Below are 18,590 nucleotides of genomic sequence, written 5' to 3'. Positions count from 1 at the left end.
GTTGCTCATTTATCTTCATATCTGATTTACCTTTATAAATATTTGTTCTATATAAATACAATTATTATTATCTTTATTAATTTTAAAAGTGTAGGTGTATTTGATGAAATTTTTGATTTTAAGTACCTCTTTTTTGCGTAATTCTGCTTTATAATTTGTACATGTAACTAATTTATTGGTTTGGTATACTTTTGTTTCTTTCAAATAGATTTTTTCATTTATAAATTCCTGGAACAATGTGAATTCTGGCCATAACTTGGCACAAAATAATTCAGGAACATAACCCTTATATTCCACACCAATAATTTGACAATATCTCATTACCTCCTCTTCATTAAATCGAATTTCTCTTATTTCACTTTGTGTCCCATCGTTCGAATAAAGCTGCATTACCGAGGCCACCTCCTATACCCATAGTCGCTATTGTTCTAAAATTATCTTTCATATAAAACAATCGTGTCACTAAGGCTGCACCACTTGCTCCATATGGATGTCCAGACGCTAAAGCACCACCCCATTGATTTAATTTATAATCTGGTATATTTAATAATTTTTGTGAGGCTAAAACTTGTGCGCTAAATGCCTCATTCAGTTCTATTGCATCAATATCATGAATGGTTAATTCATAACAATTAAGTAAATTCTGTACAGCAGGTACCGGACCAATCCCCAGTATGTTAGGGTCTACACCTTTTGTCATGGCACCCTTAAAATATAGACCATTGTTAAATCCATAATATTTCGCTGTTTCAAGTTCCATAATTAAAACCAATACAGCTCCATCATTCTTCATACAACTATTTCCTACTGTCACTGTACCATTAGGTAATTGTGGCTTAAATCGCGATAATGTTTTTAAATTTAAATTAGGTTTTATACTTTCATCGTCTTCAAATTTTTCACCTTTTACTATTAAAGGGACTATTTCTTGGTTTATATTTCCATTTTCATAATTCAATCTTGTGCGCTGATGACTTTGATATGCAAATTGATCTTGGTCTTCCCGTGATACGTTGTATTTTCTAGCAACGTTTTCAGCTGCTTCAATCATAGTTGGATCCTGTCCCTTTGGTGCAAATGAAGCTTTCTCATAAAATTGAGGGAAATGTTGTTCATATACAGATTGAGGTCGTAGTATTTTCCATGGTGCTCGACTTGTACTTTCTACTCCTCCAGCAAGATAAATTTTTCCAGCTTCACTTTGTATCATTCGACAAGCATAAATGATACTTTCTAACCCCGAACCACATTGTCTATCTATCGTTAATCCTGGTATCGCATCATCAATGCCAGCCTCTAATAAAGATTTCCGTGCAATATTGCCACCATTTCCTACTGTATTTCCTAAAATAACTTCATCTAAATTAGCAATCACTTCTGAATAATTATCTTGATAATAGTTAAATAATGATTTTAATAATTCCTCTGGTTCTAGATGTTTTAATTTACCTCCATATTTGCCAAATGCTGTCCTTTTAGCTGCAACAATAACGGGTTGTTTCATTATTTTAGTTCTCCTGTATTCCATCTTTTTTCCATTTCAAATCGAGATATTTTGCCGCTTCGTGTATACGACATTTTAGTTACCTTCTTTATCTTAGAAGGAATTTCGTACCTATCTATTTTATTCATTAAATACGTTTTCAATTGTCTATAATCTAATTCAATATCGCCTGTATATAGTAAAACAGCAATTTCTCCAAATTTATCATGTTGCTGTCCTATAACAATAGCTTCATTAATTCCATGGATTTTAGTAACTTCGCTTTCTATTTTAGCTGGATAAACGTTTTTACCGCCTATAATCAATCTTGACCCAACTCTTCCTCTTAAATACAAACATTGCTTCTCATCAATATGTGCATAATCACCTGTACTAATCCATTGATAATCATGTAATTCGTTCTCATCATTCACATAACCACTAAACGTCATATTACTTCTGACATATAATCGACCTATACCTTCTTCATCTTTGTTCTTTATTTGGTAATCAACATTTGAAAATAATTTGCCAACTGATGATTCGGGTGCGCTTTGGTTTAAGTTATAACTTATAAAACTAGCTTCCGATGTCCCAAAAAATTCTATTAAATTTACATGAGATAACTGTTCTTTTAATTTATAGAACATATGCTTATTTAATTTAGCACCACTACTAAAAATACTAGACAAACATGTTGGCATATCATGATTGGACAATAGTTGATGTAACATGGTTGGCACTAAAAACTTCGCAGTAGGAAGTTGAATGGTGTTCAATTTGTCAATGAGTTGTATCGAATTAAAATGATTTTGTCCAATAAACGTGCGACCAGTATAAAGAGCGTATATACAAGCATATAGTGACAAAGAGTGTGATAAAGGGCCAGGTGCTACAAATATTTCTTCTTGTCTTTGCATAAGCATTTCATTTTGTTCGAACGAAACAATCCATGACGGTTCGTTACGATAGTAAGCTTTAGGTAAACCAGTTGTACCTGAAGTAAAACCAATATGTAAGATATTAGTTGGATTATCTTTTATTGATGTCAGTTTAACTGCTGAGACTTTCGATATTTCATTTTCCATATTATGAAATGGTATATGATAAGTATTCATAAGCTCTCTAATCATTTTCAAACTCCATTTGCTATCCAATAAACACGGTACACAATCTAAAGACAATAAAGTCAAATAGTCGATAATATTTTTTAATGCATTATGATGGCATAATGCTACCCTGACGCTTTTTGGGATAGAAGTCATTGTTTTTTTGTTTTGGTTTATCAATAAACATATTTCATGGTACGTAACTGTTTCATCATCAATAATCACAGCTGGTTGATCTGATTTTGTTATAGCATATTGTTGTAATTGTCGAACTAATTCTGACATATTCCCACCTACTAATGTTAACTTATTTGTATATTATATTAACATTTAATTTGTTTCATTGATAAATAAAAAAGTTAGAGCATTTTTAACTGTCATTTTAATGACTTAATACTCTAACTTTAATTGATATATTATTTATTTATCATGTTTGTAAGTTATAAAACTCTAATTATCTCGTCCACTTCACTTAATACATAATCTGGATTTTCACTGATTAAATCTTTTGATGAATGTGAACCCCAAGTTACTGCACAAGATTTAATTCCAGCTGCTTTAGCCATTTGAATATCAAATATAGCATCCCCGATATATATACTATTCGCTGGATTAAGGTTATGATTTTGAAGAATGTACTGTAATCCGTCTGGGTCGGGTTTATAATGTTTCACTTTATCAGAACCAATAGCTTCTTTAATAAATCGACTCAAACCTAAATGTTCTAAATTCCTTTGTAATACATTCGTTTTTTTACTAGATACAACAAACATTTGCTTATTTTGTCTACTTAATTGATCTAGTGTTTCTGCTATTCCAGAATAAGAACATAAATATCTCGCCTCGAATTGTTGATACTGTTCTCTAAAAAGTTGTATCAGTTGATCTAACGCTTCTTCAGATAAAAAACGATCACTCATCTCCATAAATGACTTTTCAATTGGTATTCCCATATAATGAATAATTTCTGAATCACTTGGCTCTGTTAATCCAAATTGTGCAAAGGCTTCTTTAGTCGCCTCAATTGAACATTGCTTTGAATCTGCTAATGTCCCGTCAAAATCAAAAATATAATTATCAAAATTCAAATTATTCACCTCTAAAATATCAAATTAAGGTTTATCTTTTTATTATATAACAAAATTAACATATATTATGCCATAATAAAAGCTGAGACATCTTTCTATGTCCCAGCCTAAATTGATTATTTATTCTAAGTTTGCATGATTATTTTGCATTGTCGTTTCGTCAACATTAAGTTGGTTCATTAAACCAATCACAATACTATCTAAAAAGATTTGAGACGATTGTTCGAATAAACTACCTAATGGTTGATTTGAACCTTCAGCATCATGTTTAGTACCTGCTGGCAATTCAACAACCGTGTCTGCAATTTCACCAATTGCAGAATCAAGTTTAGTAGTTAATAGTACAACTTCTGCTTCCACTGATTTTGCTTTATCAGCTAATAAGCGTAAATGTTCTGTAGAACCTGAACCAGAAATGACAATGAATAAATCGCCTTTTTGTATAGATGGCGTCGTTGACTCACCAATGACAAATGCTTGCTTGCCTAATTGATTCAATCTCATTGCAAAGCTATTTGCAACAAATCCAGAACGACCCTTACCTGCAACGAAGATTCGTGAAGCTTCTGTTACTTCAGAAGCAAATCCGTCGAATTCTTCATTCTTTACGTGAGATAAAGTTCCTTTTAACTCATCTAAAATGAGTTGATAATTATTAAATTTAGTCATAATTACTTACCTTCAATAGCGTCACGACATTGTTTAGCAGCTTCTACAGGATCGTCAGCGTTAGCAATACCGCCACCAACAATAACTAAGTCAGGATCTTCTGCAACAATATCTTTAATAGTATCTGGTTTAATACCGCCAGCTACAGCTACTTTAGAATTTTTAATTACTGATTTAACTTTACGTAAGCTATCTAATGGAGATTGTCCTTCTGCTTGTAAATCATAACCAGTATGGACTGCAATGTAGTCAGCACCCATTTCGTCTAATTCTTTTGCGCGTTTTTCTAAATCTTGCACTGCAATCATATCTACTAATAATTGTTTATCATTTTTGTGTGCTTCTTCTACTGCCGCTTTAATTGAAGCATCTTCAGCTACACCTAAAATTGTTACAACATCTGCACCAAATTTAACTGCTTGGCTAACTTCATAGTCCGCTGCGTCCATGATTTTTAAGTCAGCTAAAACTTTTGCATTGTTAATATTTTCATTTAAATGTTGTACTGCAGGTAAACCTTCATTAATAACGATTGGAGTACCAATTTCAACAATATCAACATATTCTTCTACTTTTTTCGCTAATTCTGCTGCTTCTTCTTTATTTAATAAGTCAATTGCTAATTGTAATTCCATTATAATTCATCCTTTCAGTTTAAACTGTTTTTTCTCTCACATTGAATGAATTACCCTTTAAACTTTTACTTTAAACGAAGCGTATATTTATAAGCTAATCGACATCCGGTGCAGCTGCATCATCTACATATATTTCTACATTAGCATGTGTTTTTAAAATGGTAGATGGAATATCTTCTGATATAGGTTGAGTTAATAAATTGTTTATGGCTTGTCTTTTTTTCTCGCCAAATGCCAATAATATAATTCTTTCAGCTTTAATGATGGATTGAAGTCCCATAGATACTGCCTGTTTAGGCACTTCAGACTCATGATTAAAGTATCTACTATTCGCTTTAATCGTACTTTCAGTTAAATCAACTACGTGAGTTTCACTATCAAAATCTGTTCCAGGCTCGTTAAATCCTATATGCCCATTTTCTCCAATACCTAGCAATTGAACGTCGATAGGCCCCTCAGATTCAATGATTTGATTATATCGTTTCACTTCTTCATCTAAGTTGGAGACATCTCCATTTGGTATATGAATATTTTGACGATTGAAATACGGATACTGATTAAATAAAATTTGATTCATATAATAATGATAACTTTGATTGTGTTCAGGCTCTAAACCAACATATTCATCTAAATTAAATGTTGTTATCTTTGATACATCTAATTGATTTTTCTTTAATAACGAAACTAAATGTTCATAAACATTTGTCATAGTTCCACCAGTCGCTAAACCTAAATTACTATTTGGATATTCATCCATTTGTTTAAATAATTCGCAAGCAACATAAAATGATGCTAATTCTTTAGTGCCTAAATTAATAATTTTCATAATAAATCACCTCAAATAATTACTACCAAACAATATAATAACCAACCCCTTAATTACATTTTGGATTATAACACGACACAACATTTTTCCGTAATAAAGTGATATCCCTTCATGAAAATGTTAATATATGGAAATAATTACAAAATTAATTAAATAAATTGAGCAGAGATGTACATTTATTGAGTTGTTTTTAGTAAAATAGACTGATAAACACATTGAATGGTGTAAGGAGTGAACGTGTTGGAACCTATTAAATATGAAGAAGTAATGGATTTATTAACTTCTTATGAAAACAAACCCGTTTACCTACATGTTGAAACAACAAATGGTGCTTATGCTAACCATTTTGATGAACGTGTATTTAATGCTGGTACTTTTTTGAGAAATATACAAGTAACATTTGAACATGCACAACTTAAAGGTGGAGATAAAGATCCATACCGTATCGGATTAAAACTTCGCGACGGAGGTTGGGTTTATGTTCAGGGACTAACACATTATGAAGTTAACCAAAATAATGAATGTCTCATAGCTGGATTTAATTATGAAGGACAATTGGCTGCTACATTAGAAATTAGCGATAAGCCATTTACAATATAGAGGAGGTAAGATTCATGACAGATGAAAGACATGTACTCGTTATATTCCCTCATCCAGATGATGAAGCCTTCTCATCTGCGGGAACAATCGCAAGTTATATCGAGGCAGGCGTTCCGGTAACATATGCTTGTTTAACTTTAGGCCAAATGGGCAGGAATTTGGGTAATCCTCCATTTGCTACTAGAGAATCATTACCAGATATTCGTGAAAAAGAATTGGAAAATGCCGCTAAAGCGATTGGCATTACTGATTTAAGAAAAATGGGACTCAGAGATAAAACTGTTGAATTCGAACCACATGATCAAATGGATGATATGGTTAAAAATTTGATTGATGAAACTAATCCTTCATTAATTATTTCTTTTTATCCGAAATTTGCAGTTCATCCAGACCACGAAGCAACTGGTGAAGCAGTAGTAAGAACTGTTGGTCGTATGCCAGAGAATGAACGTCCAAGATTAACATTAGTTGCGTTTAGTAATGATGCACCCGATATATTAGGTGAACCTGACATCCAAAATGATATTTCTAAATATAAGGATATTAAAATTAAAGCCTTTGAAGCACATGCTTCACAAACTGGACCATTTTTAAAAGAATTAGCAAGTCCACAAGTTGGTGGAGAAGTTCATAGCTTTTTAGAAATTGAACCATTCTGGACTTATCATTTCGAATCTTAATGGAGGTTAACAATGACAGAATTTGATTTATCTACACGTGAAGGCCGATGGAAACATTTTGGTTCTGTTGACCCTATCGAAGGTACGAAACCCACAACTAAAAATGAAATGACTGATTTGCAAAGTACGCACAAAAACTTCTTATTTGAAATCGAAGAAGTTGGTATTAAAAACTTAACTTATCCTGTATTAATTGATCAATTTCAAACAGCAGGTACATTTAGTTTTTCAACAAGTTTAAATAAAGATGAAAAAGGCATAAATATGAGCCGCATTTTAGAAAGTGTTGAAAAACATTACAATAATGGTATTGAATTGGAATTTAATACGTTATACCATGTTTTACGAACATTGCAAGAAAAAATGAACCAAAATGCTGCCGGTGTTGATGTTAGTGGTAAATGGTTCTTTGATCGTTTTAGCCCTGTAACTAATATCAAAGCGATTGGAAATGCTGATGTCACTTATGGTATTGCAATTGAAGGTACTAAAGTTACGCGTAAAGAAGTAACTATTCAAGCAGCTGTTACTACTTTATGTCCTTGCTCTAAAGAAATCAGCGAATACTCTGCGCATAACCAACGTGGGATTGTTACAGTTAAAGCATATCTAAACAAAGATGACATAGTTATAGATGATTACAAAGATAAAATTTTAGATGCTATGGAAGCTAACGCTAGTTCAATATTATATCCTATATTGAAACGCCCAGACGAAAAAAGTGTTACAGAACGTGCCTATGAAAATCCACGTTTTGTTGAAGACTTAATTCGTTTGATTGCTGCAGATTTAGTTGAATTCGATTGGATTGAGGGATTTGACATTGAATGCAGAAATGAAGAATCAATACACCAACATGATGCATTTGCTCGCTTAAAATATAGAAAATAAAAAAACAGTCCATCCGATATTTCTATAACGGATGGACTGCCAATATATTATTTATTTGTTAACCTGAGACTTGTAATTAAGTCTCAGGTTATTTTTATTTTGAAATATGCATTTTCTTTTCACCTGGTTTAACAAAGCACATTGCAACAATACTAATCAATGATGCTACTACTGCAGAAACGAACATTGAAGAATAACCATATGATGCTACTAAGTAACCTGTTAATGTTGGTGCAATAACTGTCGCTGTATTAACAAAGAAATGTGTGATACCACCAAATGTACCAGTATTATTTGGTGTAGTATCAATGATAACTGCCCAATAAACTGCGTTTGGTAAGAAGATAAAGGCATTTCCTATCATCATCAATATCATCACTGCGACAATACTATGCGTAAATGGAATAATCACGAAACATGTTCCTGCACAAATCATACCAGCTATTGATAAACCTGATCGTGCAATTCTTAAACTTCCCGTTTTCTTTCTAAGCCAATCTGAAAGTTGACCACCAAAGTATGCTGTGAACACCGCACCTATCCAAGGAATCATACCTAAATACCATAAAGAGTGTATTTCAAAGTGATATTCATCTTGTAAGTATTTAGGAGTCCAAGTTAGTATCAAGAAGTTCACATATTGGAAACCAAAATAACCTAACATATTACAAATAAGTGTTGTACTTGTGAAAAAGTGATACCATTTTTCTTTAGATTTTTCAGTATCAACTGTCTTTTCAACATTTAAACTATCCTCTGTAGAACGTATTGATTTAAGTTCTTCTTCAGAAATTCTTTTATTATCTTCAGGGTAATCTGTAAATACCTTCGCCCAAATAACTACCCAAACAAGACCTAATAAACCTAGTAAAATAAATAATAGACGCCAATTTGAAATAGTTAAAAAGCCTGAAACTATTGGAGCTGTAATTACTGCGCCTAGAGGGACTCCAATTAATCCTAAGGCAGAAAGTAAGCCTCTTTCTTTTGGTGCTGCCCAGTTCGCATTTGTTTTACTGATTGTTGAAAATATTGGACCTTCAGCTATACCAAACATAACGCGTAGCATACCAAAACCAGCTAAAGCTGAACCACCAAACACTGCTATACCTAGTTCCCCAGCAAATGCCATTCCAATTTCAACTAAGGACCAAGCTGTTCCTGCTACAATCCAAACAAATTTTGGCCCTTTTTTATCCGCTGTAATTCCACCTAATAGGGAACCAAACATATAACCATAACCGAAATAGCCAAGAATAGTTCCCCAAGCAATCGTGTCAAATCCAAATTCTTTAATAATATCTTCTTGCGCGTATGAAATGGCCCCCCTGTCAATGTAATTAATCATTGTCATAAGCACAATCATAGTAATAATAAAATAACGATAACGTTTCATTAAGCCCCACCCCTTCATGAACATTTACACTTGTATGTAGTTTATCACACATTTATTTGTAAGCGCTACCACAAATAGTTAGAATTTTAAAACAATTATCCTTAAATTATATAAATCACTTAAATCACACACAATATCATGATATAATTATTGAAGATTTATTTTAAAATTTAAGTTATCCTATTTTTATTAATATTTTTAAATAAAAATGCTATTAAAAAGTGTAGGGAGTTTAAGGGGATTATTATGTTAACAATTAAAGATATATCAAATATTATAGAAGGCTCTTTGTATGATGTTGAACCAAATGAATTAAATAAAGAAATTAACGATTTTGAAACTATTTATAGCTTTGTCAAATCTAAAAATACTGCTTACTTTTCTCCAAACAAAGAAACTTGGTGGAAAGAACTTGGGAGAAGTAAAAACGCTCCAGATGGAAATGATTTAATTGATAAATCTAACGAAAATATTGGCTTAATAATTACTGAAAAATACGTTGAAAATATGGAACATAAAATTCCTCAACTTATCGTTCATGATTCTGTTAAAGCCATTAAAAAACTTGCAACTTACATAAGAAACCAATATAAAAATCCAGTTATAGCTATTACAGGATCGATGGGGAAAAGTTCAACTAGAATGCTAACTTCTTCTTTACTGCAAGATTATAATGTTCTTGAAAATAGAGGGAATAATAATATTAGAGCCGCTATTTATGCTAATATGCTAAAATTGATTAAAAATCCTGACTTTGCCGTAATTGAAACTTCTCTTAATGCTATCAATCATAGGGAAAACACAGCATTATATCTCAAACCAGATATTGCCGTTATTACTGGAATTGGTGCTGCACATTATTCAACATTCAAAAGTATTCATGAAATCGCTGAGCTAAAAGCTCGAATTTTTGCAGGTCTCAATAAAAACGGCATAGCTATTATTAATGGCGACACAATGTTCTTAGATTATTTAAAGCAACAAGCTTCACAATTCACAGAAAATGTACAGACTTATTCAATAGATAATACTAAACCTTCTGATCTAGCACCATCATATATAAATTATTTAAAAGGTGCTATTCAAATTGGTATTGAAAATAATCATGATATTAATGAGTATCAAATCAATACAATAAGTGATGGTATGATTTCAAATACATTAGGTGCATTACTTATCATGAAAAATTTAAATGTGCCTATTAAACCTAAACATCTTTATGATTTTAAACCATTCTCTAAAATATTAAAAATGAAAAAAGTTATAACAAAATCTCATCAGTTAACATTAATTGATGATACTCATAATGCTTCACTTCCTGCCATGATAAATGCAATAAAAGCTTTTGATAGTCAGACTCAATTCTTTAGTGGCAATAAAATTATTGCAATAGGGAAAATTAATGATTTAGGGCATAAGTCTAAAGAAATCCATCAGGAATTAATACCATATTTAACTAATTCAAATGCTGATCATATTCTTTGTTTAGATGATGATTTAAGACCTGTAGTTAATAAAATTAATAATAAAAATATTACATGGTACCCAAACAAAGAATTAATGATTAATGATTTAAAATATTTATGTAATTCAGATTCAATTACATTATTAAAATCTTCAAGTGGTGGTACTGAGTTTCCTGAAATCGCTAAAACTCTTCCACATATATTAAAAAGAATGAATTTACAAAATGAAGAAGAGTTATTTTCTTCAATAAGTAAAGCAGGAAAAAGTTATATTATTGTCGATAATGTAACTAGTAAAATCGAACACGAATATAATACAGAAAATTCTATGACAGTTGAAGGCATGGGTCCACTGCTTTATTACATGAATGCAATTGATGAAAATGCTCAAAACGAAGAATTAGAGTTACAAGAATGGGTAACTAATAACTCAACATTTTTCAAAGGAAAAAAAGTAAATGTATTTAGTTTGCTATCTTCAATGACTAAAGGGCCACATCCGTCAGAAACATATGAACTTGTAGATTATTTATTTGAAAATTTTGCAAATAGAAAGAAATATACAAATTTTGCAATTAATAAATTTAATTTAAGTAATTCTATCGCTATCAATTTAACAGGTAGATTCAGAGTTAAAGAGAGACAAAGCTTTACTGTTGGAGACTTATTCAATATTTACAAAAATTATAAATATAGTTTATTTAAATTCAACAATTACTTCTTAATAGGTTTAAAATATAAAAGTGGATTTATTCGTGGAGATAATAAAACAATCATTTTCACATCATTTGCAAATGAAAATGAAGCGAAAGAAATATTATTTCACTATACAGGAGATGTAAAATGAATAATAAAATAGATGTTTCCATAATTGTTCCTTTATATAATAGAGAAAGCACAATCGCCAGACTGTTAACTAAAATTGCTGAACAAGATTATAATTTAGATAAAATTGAAGTTATTATTTCTGATGATAAATCTACAGATAACTCTTTAAAAGTAGTTGAACAATTTAAATCATTAATACCTAATCTAATTATTTTAGAAAGTAATATGAACTCAGGTGGCGCTTCAGTTCCTCGTAATAAAGCACTGGATAACGCTAACGGAGAATGGGTATTATTTATTGATTCAGATGATTACATTACACCTTATTCTATAAGCGATGCAATGGAAATTGCAAATACAACTAATAATGATATGATATGCATGCCTTATTTCAGAGCAATAAATAGCAATAGACCTATAAGTCGATCCGCCTTTTCATGCAAATATACAAAATCTGATTTAATATTTGAAAATACTAAACTTTATAATAGTTTAAATGTTATAGGTAAATTTATTAAAAGATCTATTATCGAGGATTATAATATTCGCTTTCCAAAAGATATAAAAGTACGTGAAGATAATTGGTTTTTAATGCAAGTATACAGTGTAGTTAATTATATAACCATTTTAGGCTATGAAAAAGATTATTATTTTTATGAAGCTCAAGATGATGTTGCATTGTCAAATTCATCTACGCCTCCTCGAGATGCAGTGAAAATATATTCTGCTGTGTATGATTTTATAGTGAACCAAAATAATATTTCTCAACAAAGAAAGCAAGATTTGCTTACTATATTTTTAAACCGTTATGTTGACATGATTCAACGAGGTCAATATGCTCCAATGAGATTATTTAAACATACAAAAAAAACATTAATTAAATTATTACGTAATCCATTCATTTCAGAAAAGTCTATTACATTCATTGAAAATTTATTTTTGGGAAAATATGACAAGTACCAATAGTTAAATATTTCCAAACCAAATATAATTAATAATAACAATCAAAAAGCACTAAGATGGTTTTTATAAAAAACCGTCTTAGTGCTCATTTTTGTTAATTCTTTGTAACACTATAAGTACAATCATATATTTAATAACTAAGCCATTTTAATGTATTAGTGAATGCAAATCAATATACATAAAATGCTTAGCGAATTTAACCATATATAAGATTGCAATGACTAATGCAACAATAAATCCAGCTGTTTTATATTTCTTTTTTTCTTCTTTTTCTTCTTTTTTATCACTATTCATATATTCAATTAATTCAGCTTCAATTTCTTTATCTAATTCAGATTTTTCATCATCATTATTAATATTTTTTTCGTTCTCTTTATTATCCATAACTTATACTCCTTGGTCTTTATTTAAAAACATTTTGATACTGAACATATCCTGAAAGATAGTGTTCAATGTCATCGATCCTCACTCTATAACCATGGTGTTTGATAAAGAAACTACCCAATATTCTTGAAGGATTTTTAAAATACATTGCTAATTCTGGATAAAAGAATCCAGTTCTTTGATAATTAGCTCTTACGTGGATAATATCTATCAATTTTTGTTCATCAATGAGTGAATTAACTAAATCTTCATATCCCTCTGCCTTAGCTTTTTGAACTAATTTATATGTAGCCATTAGCATTTCTAGAAATGTTGGAAAAGTTGTCTCTCTATTTTTAATATAATCTAAATGTGTACTTACATTCTTAATACCAAATTCAAAATATTTTTGTTCTGGACTGATTTGGACAAGTTCATTCGTACAATAACCTAACCAATGGTCATGATATTTCCAGTAATCTTTAGAAATAAATTGATCCACTAAACTCTTAACAGTATTCAACCATTTTTCATTATGATCTTGTTGATATAAACGCATTAAAGCCAATGCTGCTTCTCCATCATAATAAACGATCCTAAATTTTTCTTTAACTGATAAATCTGGATAGTTTAAAACATGGGTAGTATCCCAAGTATTTTCATCAATCATAGACAGAATTCCTTTAGCTACTTTTTGAGCAGCTTCTAGATAATATGGATTTTGTTGTTTTTTTAAGTATTCACAAACAGCAAAAATAAACGACGCATTTTGACCTAGTTTAATTTCATTTGCGTTTTTAGTATTATCAAATACATAAGCATTTCCATTAACTTCATAAATATGATTTTCAATAATATACTCTATAGCTTTTTCTGTTGATTCAAGAGATTCATTCATATAATTTAAACCTTCAATTAATGCATAAGTTGATGATGAATGTCGTAAAATATTATAAAATCCTATCTCTTTATCGAAATGTGGAAAATATCCATATTTAAATTTACCATTATCTTCTAACATATTTTCTAAAAAATGAGCACTACTATTTATTAATTGATCGATTTCATCGTTTAAATTATCAATCTTTCTTAGACCTTTCTTATAACCCTTTGATTCTAGCTCATATACTTGATCATCATCCAAAAAATAAGACTTTGTATAAAATTTAATAACTTCTTTAGATTCATACAATTCATGTGAATATGGTCGTTTATAATTAGTGTATTTTCTAATATAGTTATTAATATTATCTTCTGACAAATAAAACTCCTTTGTCTTTTTAGACGGTCTAACAAATGCATTGACATTAATTTCTTCAGGTAAGAATGTAACATTCCAATTTTTATCTAATGATATTCCAAAATCGATATAATTTCGTCTCGTATTAATCATTTCTTTTTTTAAGTCTTTAAAAAGAACAGTTTCATAATTAGTAACAATATCTAGTTTAATCCAAGTTGGAAACTCGCCTGCTTGTTTCTTATATTTTTGACATATTTTAATTATTTCTCTTTCTAAATAATTAGTTCTTTTTATAATTTTCACTTGAGCTTTAACATTTGGTTTCCCCAAACTCAAAAAAACATACTTTTTAATAATTTCTTTATTTTTTATAAATTCTACTAAATACTTAATTTTACTTTCTATATTCATATTACCCTCCGTACTTTAAACTCTTTATGCTTTTAATTATAACAATATTAGTTAATTTTATGTAATTTTGTTTTTTATTTTAAATAAAGCCAGGTCTCATTGACCTGGCTCCTTATCATACTTAATATTTGAATAATATTTAATTATTACTTGTTTTCTGCATCTTTTTTACGGCGTCTACCGAATAAGAATAGCGAGCCTAAACCAGCAAATAAAGATCCGAATAATGTTGCATTATTTGAATTTGATTCTTCACCAGTTTCTGGTAATGCTTTATCATCTGAATGATCTTTATCATTGTCTGAGTCTGCATCTGAATCTGACTCATAATCTGCATCACCATCGGCATCACTATCTCCTTCGTATTCTATAAAACCGTCCGAGTCTGCATCACTGTCGGCATCTGAGTCTGAATCAGCATCGCTATCCGCATCGGAGTCTGAATCAGCGTCGCTATCTGCATCTGAATCTGAGTCTGCATCGCTATCTGCATCTGAGTCTGAATCCGCATCGCTATCTGCATCAGAATCTGAGTCTGCATCGCTATCTGCATCTGAGTCTGAGTCTGCGTCGCTATCTGCATCTGAGTCTGAATCCGCATCACTGTCGGCATCTGAATCTGAGTCTGCATCGCTGTCGGCATCTGAATCTGAGTCCGCATCACTGTCGGCATCTGAGTCTGAGTCTGCATCGCTGTCGGCATCTGAATCTGAGTCTGCATCGCTGTCGGCATCTGAGTCTGAGTCCGCATCGCTATCTGCGTCAGAATCTGAGTCTGCATCGCTGTCGGCATCTGAGTCTGAGTCTGCGTCGCTGTCGGCATCGGAATCTGAATCAGCATCGCTGTCTGCGTCGGAATCTGAATCTGCGTCGCTATCTGCATCGGAGTCGGAGTCCGCATCGCTATCTGCATCTGAATCGGCATCGCTGTCGGCATCTGAATCTGAGTCCGCATCACTGTCGGCATCTGAATCTGAATCGGCATCGCTATCTGCATCTGAGTCTGAGTCCGCATCGCTATCTGCATCAGAATCTGAGTCTGCATCGCTATCTGCATCAGAATCTGAGTCTGCATCGCTATCTGCATCTGAGTCTGAATCCGCATCACTGTCTGCATCAGAATCTGAATCTGCATCGCTATCTGCATCTGAGTCTGAGTCCGCATCGCTATCTGCATCTGAGTCTGAATCCGCATCACTGTCGGCATCTGAGTCTGAATCCGCATCACTGTCTGCATCTGAGTCTGAATCCGCATCACTGTCGGCATCAGAATCTGAATCTGCATCGCTATCTGCATCTGAGTCTGAGTCTGCATCGCTATCTGCATCAGAATCTGAGTCTGCATCGCTATCTGCATCTGAGTCTGAATCCGCATCACTGTCTGCATCTGAGTCTGAATCCGCATCGCTATCTGCATCAGAATCTGAGTCTGCATCGCTATCTGCGTCTGCATCTGCATCAGAATCAGTATCGTCACCATCACCATTACCATTACTTTCAGAGAAAGTTATATTGTTACCATATGAAGCTGTATCATCAGTTCCATAAATTTTATTTTCAGTAATCATGTGAACTGCTTGTTGAGCGTTCACACTACCATCAGGTTCTTCTTCATATTTACTTACTACTTTAATAATATATGCAGAATTAATATCTCCAAAGGCTATTGAAGCTTTATTGTCTCCAGTTATTGTAATAGGATATTGATCTGTAACATCTTCATACTTACTATAGTCGTATATTTTATTACTATCTGGTAATGTTTGGTTAGAACCAACTCTATATATTTTAATTTCAGTATCATCATCAATAATTGTTTGTCCGCTAATACCATTACCATCAACTATTACTTCAGTATTTCTAGCTGATTTTCTTAATGGATTAACATAAACTGTTTGTTCAACTGTCTTATTTTCTTGGTCTAATCTTGAAAAGATACTTTGTATATTAGAATCCCCTTCAACCATTGGATTTTGATATACAACTCTGTATTGGTCATCATATGATTTACCAGCAGTTTTAAATGTTAGATCTAAGTCAGTATTTCTATTCGGAACCGTTGCCTTATCTATATAAGATGATAAAGATAATGATCCTGTAACATTATTGTGATTATCAACGTAATCTGTAAATGTATAAGTAGCTCTCTTAGTATTTTCATCGAAAGTTCCTGTCGCAATTATATCTCCTGCAGTATCTACTATATCTGGAACTGAATAATCATTTGTTAAATCTGAAGGTATTGTATGTGGGTCATAATCAATTGTCATTGTGTCTCCACTATTAACTTGATCATCTATTGCTAAGTCTGAATCATAAATGATATGTTCACCATCATGTGATCTTATAACTTTATCATTATTCTGACCTTCAGTTATTTTTTGATTTGTAACTGTAATTAAATTATCTACATTTTTACCAGTTGCTTCGGCCGCTAATTTTCTTACAGCAAATTTCTTAACTGGTTTAGCAGTAGATTCAGAGGCACGAGCATTTGCATATGTTGATGTAGCTTCTTTTTTATTTGAATAATCTTTAGCTAATGCACTTAATAATGTATTTTCATCAAGATTATTATAGTCTAAATCTAAGTCTTCAACTTGTGCTTTAGCATCTTCTTTGCTTGTGTTATTAGTATCAGCAATATAATTAGTTAAAGCATCTTGTTTATCTTGTGTTGTTGTAGCATTTTGAACATTGTTAACTACAGTATCAACGTCTTGTGAATTATTTGTTTTTTGTGAATTTTGAGATTGAGTTTTTAATTGAGGTGTTTCTTCTGAAGTAGTTTCTTTTGAATCAGTTTGAGTTGATTCAGGAGTTTGTTCTGCAGTAGTCTCAGCTTTTGGTGCTTCTTCAGTTGATTGTTCTTTAGTAGTGTTTGCTTTTGAACCTTCTGTTGTTGTTTGTTCTTCAGTTTCTTCTGCTTTTGGTGCTTCTTTTGCTGATTCTTCTTTAGTAGTACTTGCTTTTGAATTTTCTGTCGTTGATTCCTCTTTAGTTGTTTCTGCTTTTGGTGCTTCTTTTGCTGATTCTTCTTTAGTAGTACTTGCTTTTGAATCTTCTGTTGTTGTTTGTTCTTCAGTTTCTTCTACTTTTGGTACCTCTTTTGTTGGTTCTTCTTTAGTTGTATCTACTCTTGAGTCTTCTTGTGTTGATGACTCTTCAGAATTATTTGTTTTCGAATCTTCTTGAGTAATTTGTTCTTCTGATGCATTATTATCGTTTGTTACATCCGTTTGTTCAGGAATATCACTATTGTTTTTAGTTTGTTCACTTGTTTGAACGTCGCCTTTTTGTTTAACAGCATCATCTTGTGAAGGTGTATCTTCACTTGCTTGTGTTGACGTCTCTTCTGTACTATTTTCCGCTGCTTTAGCTTCTTGATTTCCAAGACCGAATAATAGAGTAGCCCCTACTAATATTGATGCAGTCCCTACTGTAAATCTTCTGATAGAATATTTGTTCAATTTGTTAGGTAAAAAATCCATTCTTTTTTTCATATATTTCCTCCTACTTACTTCTTAATAACTGTATGTAACAACCACTTAAAAATTAGTAGCTGTCGCTTTAAATAATAATATAAACAATCAAATTTTACAACATTTAATATACACAAAATACTATAATAAATAATTAAATTAAAGAATGCAAGGTCAAAACTTCTCTTTTAAAACAGAAAATTCCATACCATTTATTGTTTTTACATAAAAAATAAATGCTTATAATGTATAAAAAAATAATCCTCTTTATTATAGACGTTATTTTTTATTTAGAAATGACATAAATATTTGGGTAACCGATCTGCCTTATATTTATCTTTTCTAAATATAACATTCAAAAGGATTATCTAGATTTATATAGTTGTTATTTGAGATATTTAATTATTTTATGTTCTTTAATCAATTGACAAAATACTTCACATAATTTCTTTCACCA

The 18,590-nt window shown here is 31.5% G+C and carries 15 protein-coding genes and 1 pseudogene; 5 read left to right on the top strand and 11 right to left on the bottom strand.

Annotation, left to right across the window (positions count from 1 at the left end):
* Positions 1-15: 15 nt before the first annotated feature.
* The 7 genes from GVY01_RS00585 to nagB form a co-directional block, all read right to left on the bottom strand.
* A complete protein-coding gene (locus GVY01_RS00585) occupies positions 16-390 on the bottom strand; it encodes a hypothetical protein (protein ID WP_017636393.1) in 375 nt (124 codons plus the stop codon).
* A complete protein-coding gene (locus GVY01_RS00580; RefSeq protein ID WP_017636394.1) occupies positions 356-1,504 on the bottom strand; it encodes a thiolase family protein in 1,149 nt (382 codons plus the stop codon). Before GVY01_RS00580 ends, GVY01_RS00585 begins: the two co-directional genes overlap by 35 nt.
* On the bottom strand, positions 1,504-2,877 hold the full coding sequence (locus tag GVY01_RS00575) for an AMP-binding protein (RefSeq protein WP_159333603.1): 1,374 nt from the start codon (positions 2,875-2,877) through the stop codon (positions 1,504-1,506). The genes GVY01_RS00580 and GVY01_RS00575 overlap by 1 nt, the downstream gene beginning before the upstream one ends.
* Before the next feature lie 155 nt (positions 2,878-3,032).
* A complete protein-coding gene (locus GVY01_RS00570) occupies positions 3,033-3,680 on the bottom strand; it encodes an HAD family hydrolase (RefSeq protein WP_017636396.1) in 648 nt (215 codons plus the stop codon).
* Between the two features lie 120 nt (positions 3,681-3,800).
* The gene (gene hxlB / locus GVY01_RS00565) at positions 3,801-4,349 is read right to left on the bottom strand and encodes a 6-phospho-3-hexuloisomerase (RefSeq protein ID WP_017636397.1); all 549 of its coding nucleotides are present in this window, start codon (positions 4,347-4,349) and stop codon (positions 3,801-3,803) included.
* A 2-nt stretch (positions 4,350-4,351) separates the two neighbouring features.
* A complete protein-coding gene (gene hxlA / locus GVY01_RS00560; protein WP_029056369.1) occupies positions 4,352-4,984 on the bottom strand; it encodes a 3-hexulose-6-phosphate synthase in 633 nt (210 codons plus the stop codon).
* A 94-nt stretch (positions 4,985-5,078) separates the two neighbouring features.
* The gene (gene nagB / locus GVY01_RS00555) at positions 5,079-5,810 is read right to left on the bottom strand and encodes a glucosamine-6-phosphate deaminase (RefSeq protein ID WP_017636399.1); all 732 of its coding nucleotides are present in this window, start codon (positions 5,808-5,810) and stop codon (positions 5,079-5,081) included.
* Positions 5,811-6,047: 237 nt separating this feature from the next.
* Here nagB and GVY01_RS00550 point away from each other — a divergent pair, with 237 nt between their 5' ends.
* Genes GVY01_RS00550 through folE2 form a run of 3 tightly spaced genes read left to right on the top strand, consistent with a single transcriptional unit; the run spans position 6,048 to position 7,981 of the window.
* The gene (locus GVY01_RS00550) at positions 6,048-6,410 is read left to right on the top strand and encodes a YojF family protein (protein WP_176745285.1); all 363 of its coding nucleotides are present in this window, start codon (positions 6,048-6,050) and stop codon (positions 6,408-6,410) included.
* 14 nt (positions 6,411-6,424) lie between these two features.
* Entirely contained in the window at positions 6,425-7,090 is a 666-nt protein-coding gene (bshB2, locus tag GVY01_RS00545; RefSeq protein WP_017636401.1) for a bacillithiol biosynthesis deacetylase BshB2, read from the top strand.
* A gap of 12 nt (positions 7,091-7,102) precedes the next feature.
* Positions 7,103-7,981, top strand: a complete 879-nt coding sequence (folE2, locus tag GVY01_RS00540) for a GTP cyclohydrolase FolE2 (RefSeq protein ID WP_017636402.1) — start codon at positions 7,103-7,105, stop codon at positions 7,979-7,981.
* Between the two features lie 94 nt (positions 7,982-8,075).
* Here folE2 and GVY01_RS00535 read toward each other — a convergent pair whose 3' ends face one another.
* Positions 8,076-9,377: an MFS transporter gene (locus tag GVY01_RS00535; RefSeq protein ID WP_017636403.1), complete on the bottom strand. Its 1,302-nt coding sequence runs from the start codon at positions 9,375-9,377 to the stop codon at positions 8,076-8,078.
* A 246-nt stretch (positions 9,378-9,623) separates the two neighbouring features.
* On the opposite strand from GVY01_RS00535, the gene GVY01_RS00530 reads away from it, so the two are divergent.
* Together GVY01_RS00530 and GVY01_RS00525 are read left to right on the top strand one after the other, a co-directional pair.
* Entirely contained in the window at positions 9,624-11,690 is a 2,067-nt protein-coding gene (locus GVY01_RS00530) for a Mur ligase family protein (protein WP_159333602.1), read from the top strand.
* Positions 11,687-12,637: a glycosyltransferase family 2 protein gene (locus GVY01_RS00525; protein WP_029056366.1), complete on the top strand. Its 951-nt coding sequence runs from the start codon at positions 11,687-11,689 to the stop codon at positions 12,635-12,637. The genes GVY01_RS00530 and GVY01_RS00525 overlap by 4 nt, the downstream gene beginning before the upstream one ends.
* A gap of 144 nt (positions 12,638-12,781) precedes the next feature.
* Here the strand turns inward: GVY01_RS00525 and GVY01_RS00520 are convergent, their stop codons facing one another.
* The 3 genes and pseudogenes from GVY01_RS00520 to GVY01_RS00510 all read right to left on the bottom strand — a co-directional run.
* Positions 12,782-13,018, bottom strand: a complete 237-nt coding sequence (locus GVY01_RS00520; protein WP_029056365.1) for a hypothetical protein — start codon at positions 13,016-13,018, stop codon at positions 12,782-12,784.
* Positions 13,019-13,037: 19 nt separating this feature from the next.
* A complete protein-coding gene (locus tag GVY01_RS00515) occupies positions 13,038-14,651 on the bottom strand; it encodes a poly(glycerol-phosphate) alpha-glucosyltransferase (protein WP_108017248.1) in 1,614 nt (537 codons plus the stop codon).
* 173 nt (positions 14,652-14,824) lie between these two features.
* Positions 14,825-18,154, bottom strand: a pseudogene (locus GVY01_RS00510) (fibrinogen-binding adhesin SdrG C-terminal domain-containing protein); the annotation flags it as partial.
* Positions 18,155-18,590 lie beyond the last annotated feature (436 nt).

This window comes from Staphylococcus sp. 8AQ, from assembly GCF_902506595.1.
GTDB classification, from domain to species: Bacteria; Bacillota; Bacilli; order Staphylococcales; family Staphylococcaceae; genus Staphylococcus; species Staphylococcus pasteuri.
Note: the sequence above shows the minus strand (reverse complement) of the source record. Positions and strands in the feature narration are given on the sequence as shown.

Bases quoted from the DNA above. Each gene is read 5' to 3' on its own strand.
- GVY01_RS00585 (WP_017636393.1), bottom strand. From the start codon at position 390: ATGCAGCTTTATTCGAACGATGGGACACAAAGTGAAATAAGAGAAATT.
- GVY01_RS00580 (WP_017636394.1), bottom strand. From the start codon at position 1,504: ATGAAACAACCCGTTATTGTTGCAGCTAAAAGGACAGCATTTGGCAAA.
- GVY01_RS00575 (WP_159333603.1), bottom strand. From the start codon at position 2,877: ATGTCAGAATTAGTTCGACAATTACAACAATATGCTATAACAAAATCA.
- hxlB (WP_017636397.1), bottom strand. From the start codon at position 4,349: ATGACTAAATTTAATAATTATCAACTCATTTTAGATGAGTTAAAAGGA.
- hxlA (WP_029056369.1), bottom strand. From the start codon at position 4,984: ATGGAATTACAATTAGCAATTGACTTATTAAATAAAGAAGAAGCAGCA.
- nagB (WP_017636399.1), bottom strand. From the start codon at position 5,810: ATGAAAATTATTAATTTAGGCACTAAAGAATTAGCATCATTTTATGTT.
- bshB2 (WP_017636401.1), top strand. From the start codon at position 6,425: ATGACAGATGAAAGACATGTACTCGTTATATTCCCTCATCCAGATGAT.
- folE2 (WP_017636402.1), top strand. From the start codon at position 7,103: ATGACAGAATTTGATTTATCTACACGTGAAGGCCGATGGAAACATTTT.
- GVY01_RS00535 (WP_017636403.1), bottom strand. From the start codon at position 9,377: ATGAAACGTTATCGTTATTTTATTATTACTATGATTGTGCTTATGACA.
- GVY01_RS00530 (WP_159333602.1), top strand. From the start codon at position 9,624: ATGTTAACAATTAAAGATATATCAAATATTATAGAAGGCTCTTTGTAT.
- GVY01_RS00525 (WP_029056366.1), top strand. From the start codon at position 11,687: ATGAATAATAAAATAGATGTTTCCATAATTGTTCCTTTATATAATAGA.
- GVY01_RS00520 (WP_029056365.1), bottom strand. From the start codon at position 13,018: ATGGATAATAAAGAGAACGAAAAAAATATTAATAATGATGATGAAAAA.
- GVY01_RS00515 (WP_108017248.1), bottom strand. From the start codon at position 14,651: ATGAATATAGAAAGTAAAATTAAGTATTTAGTAGAATTTATAAAAAAT.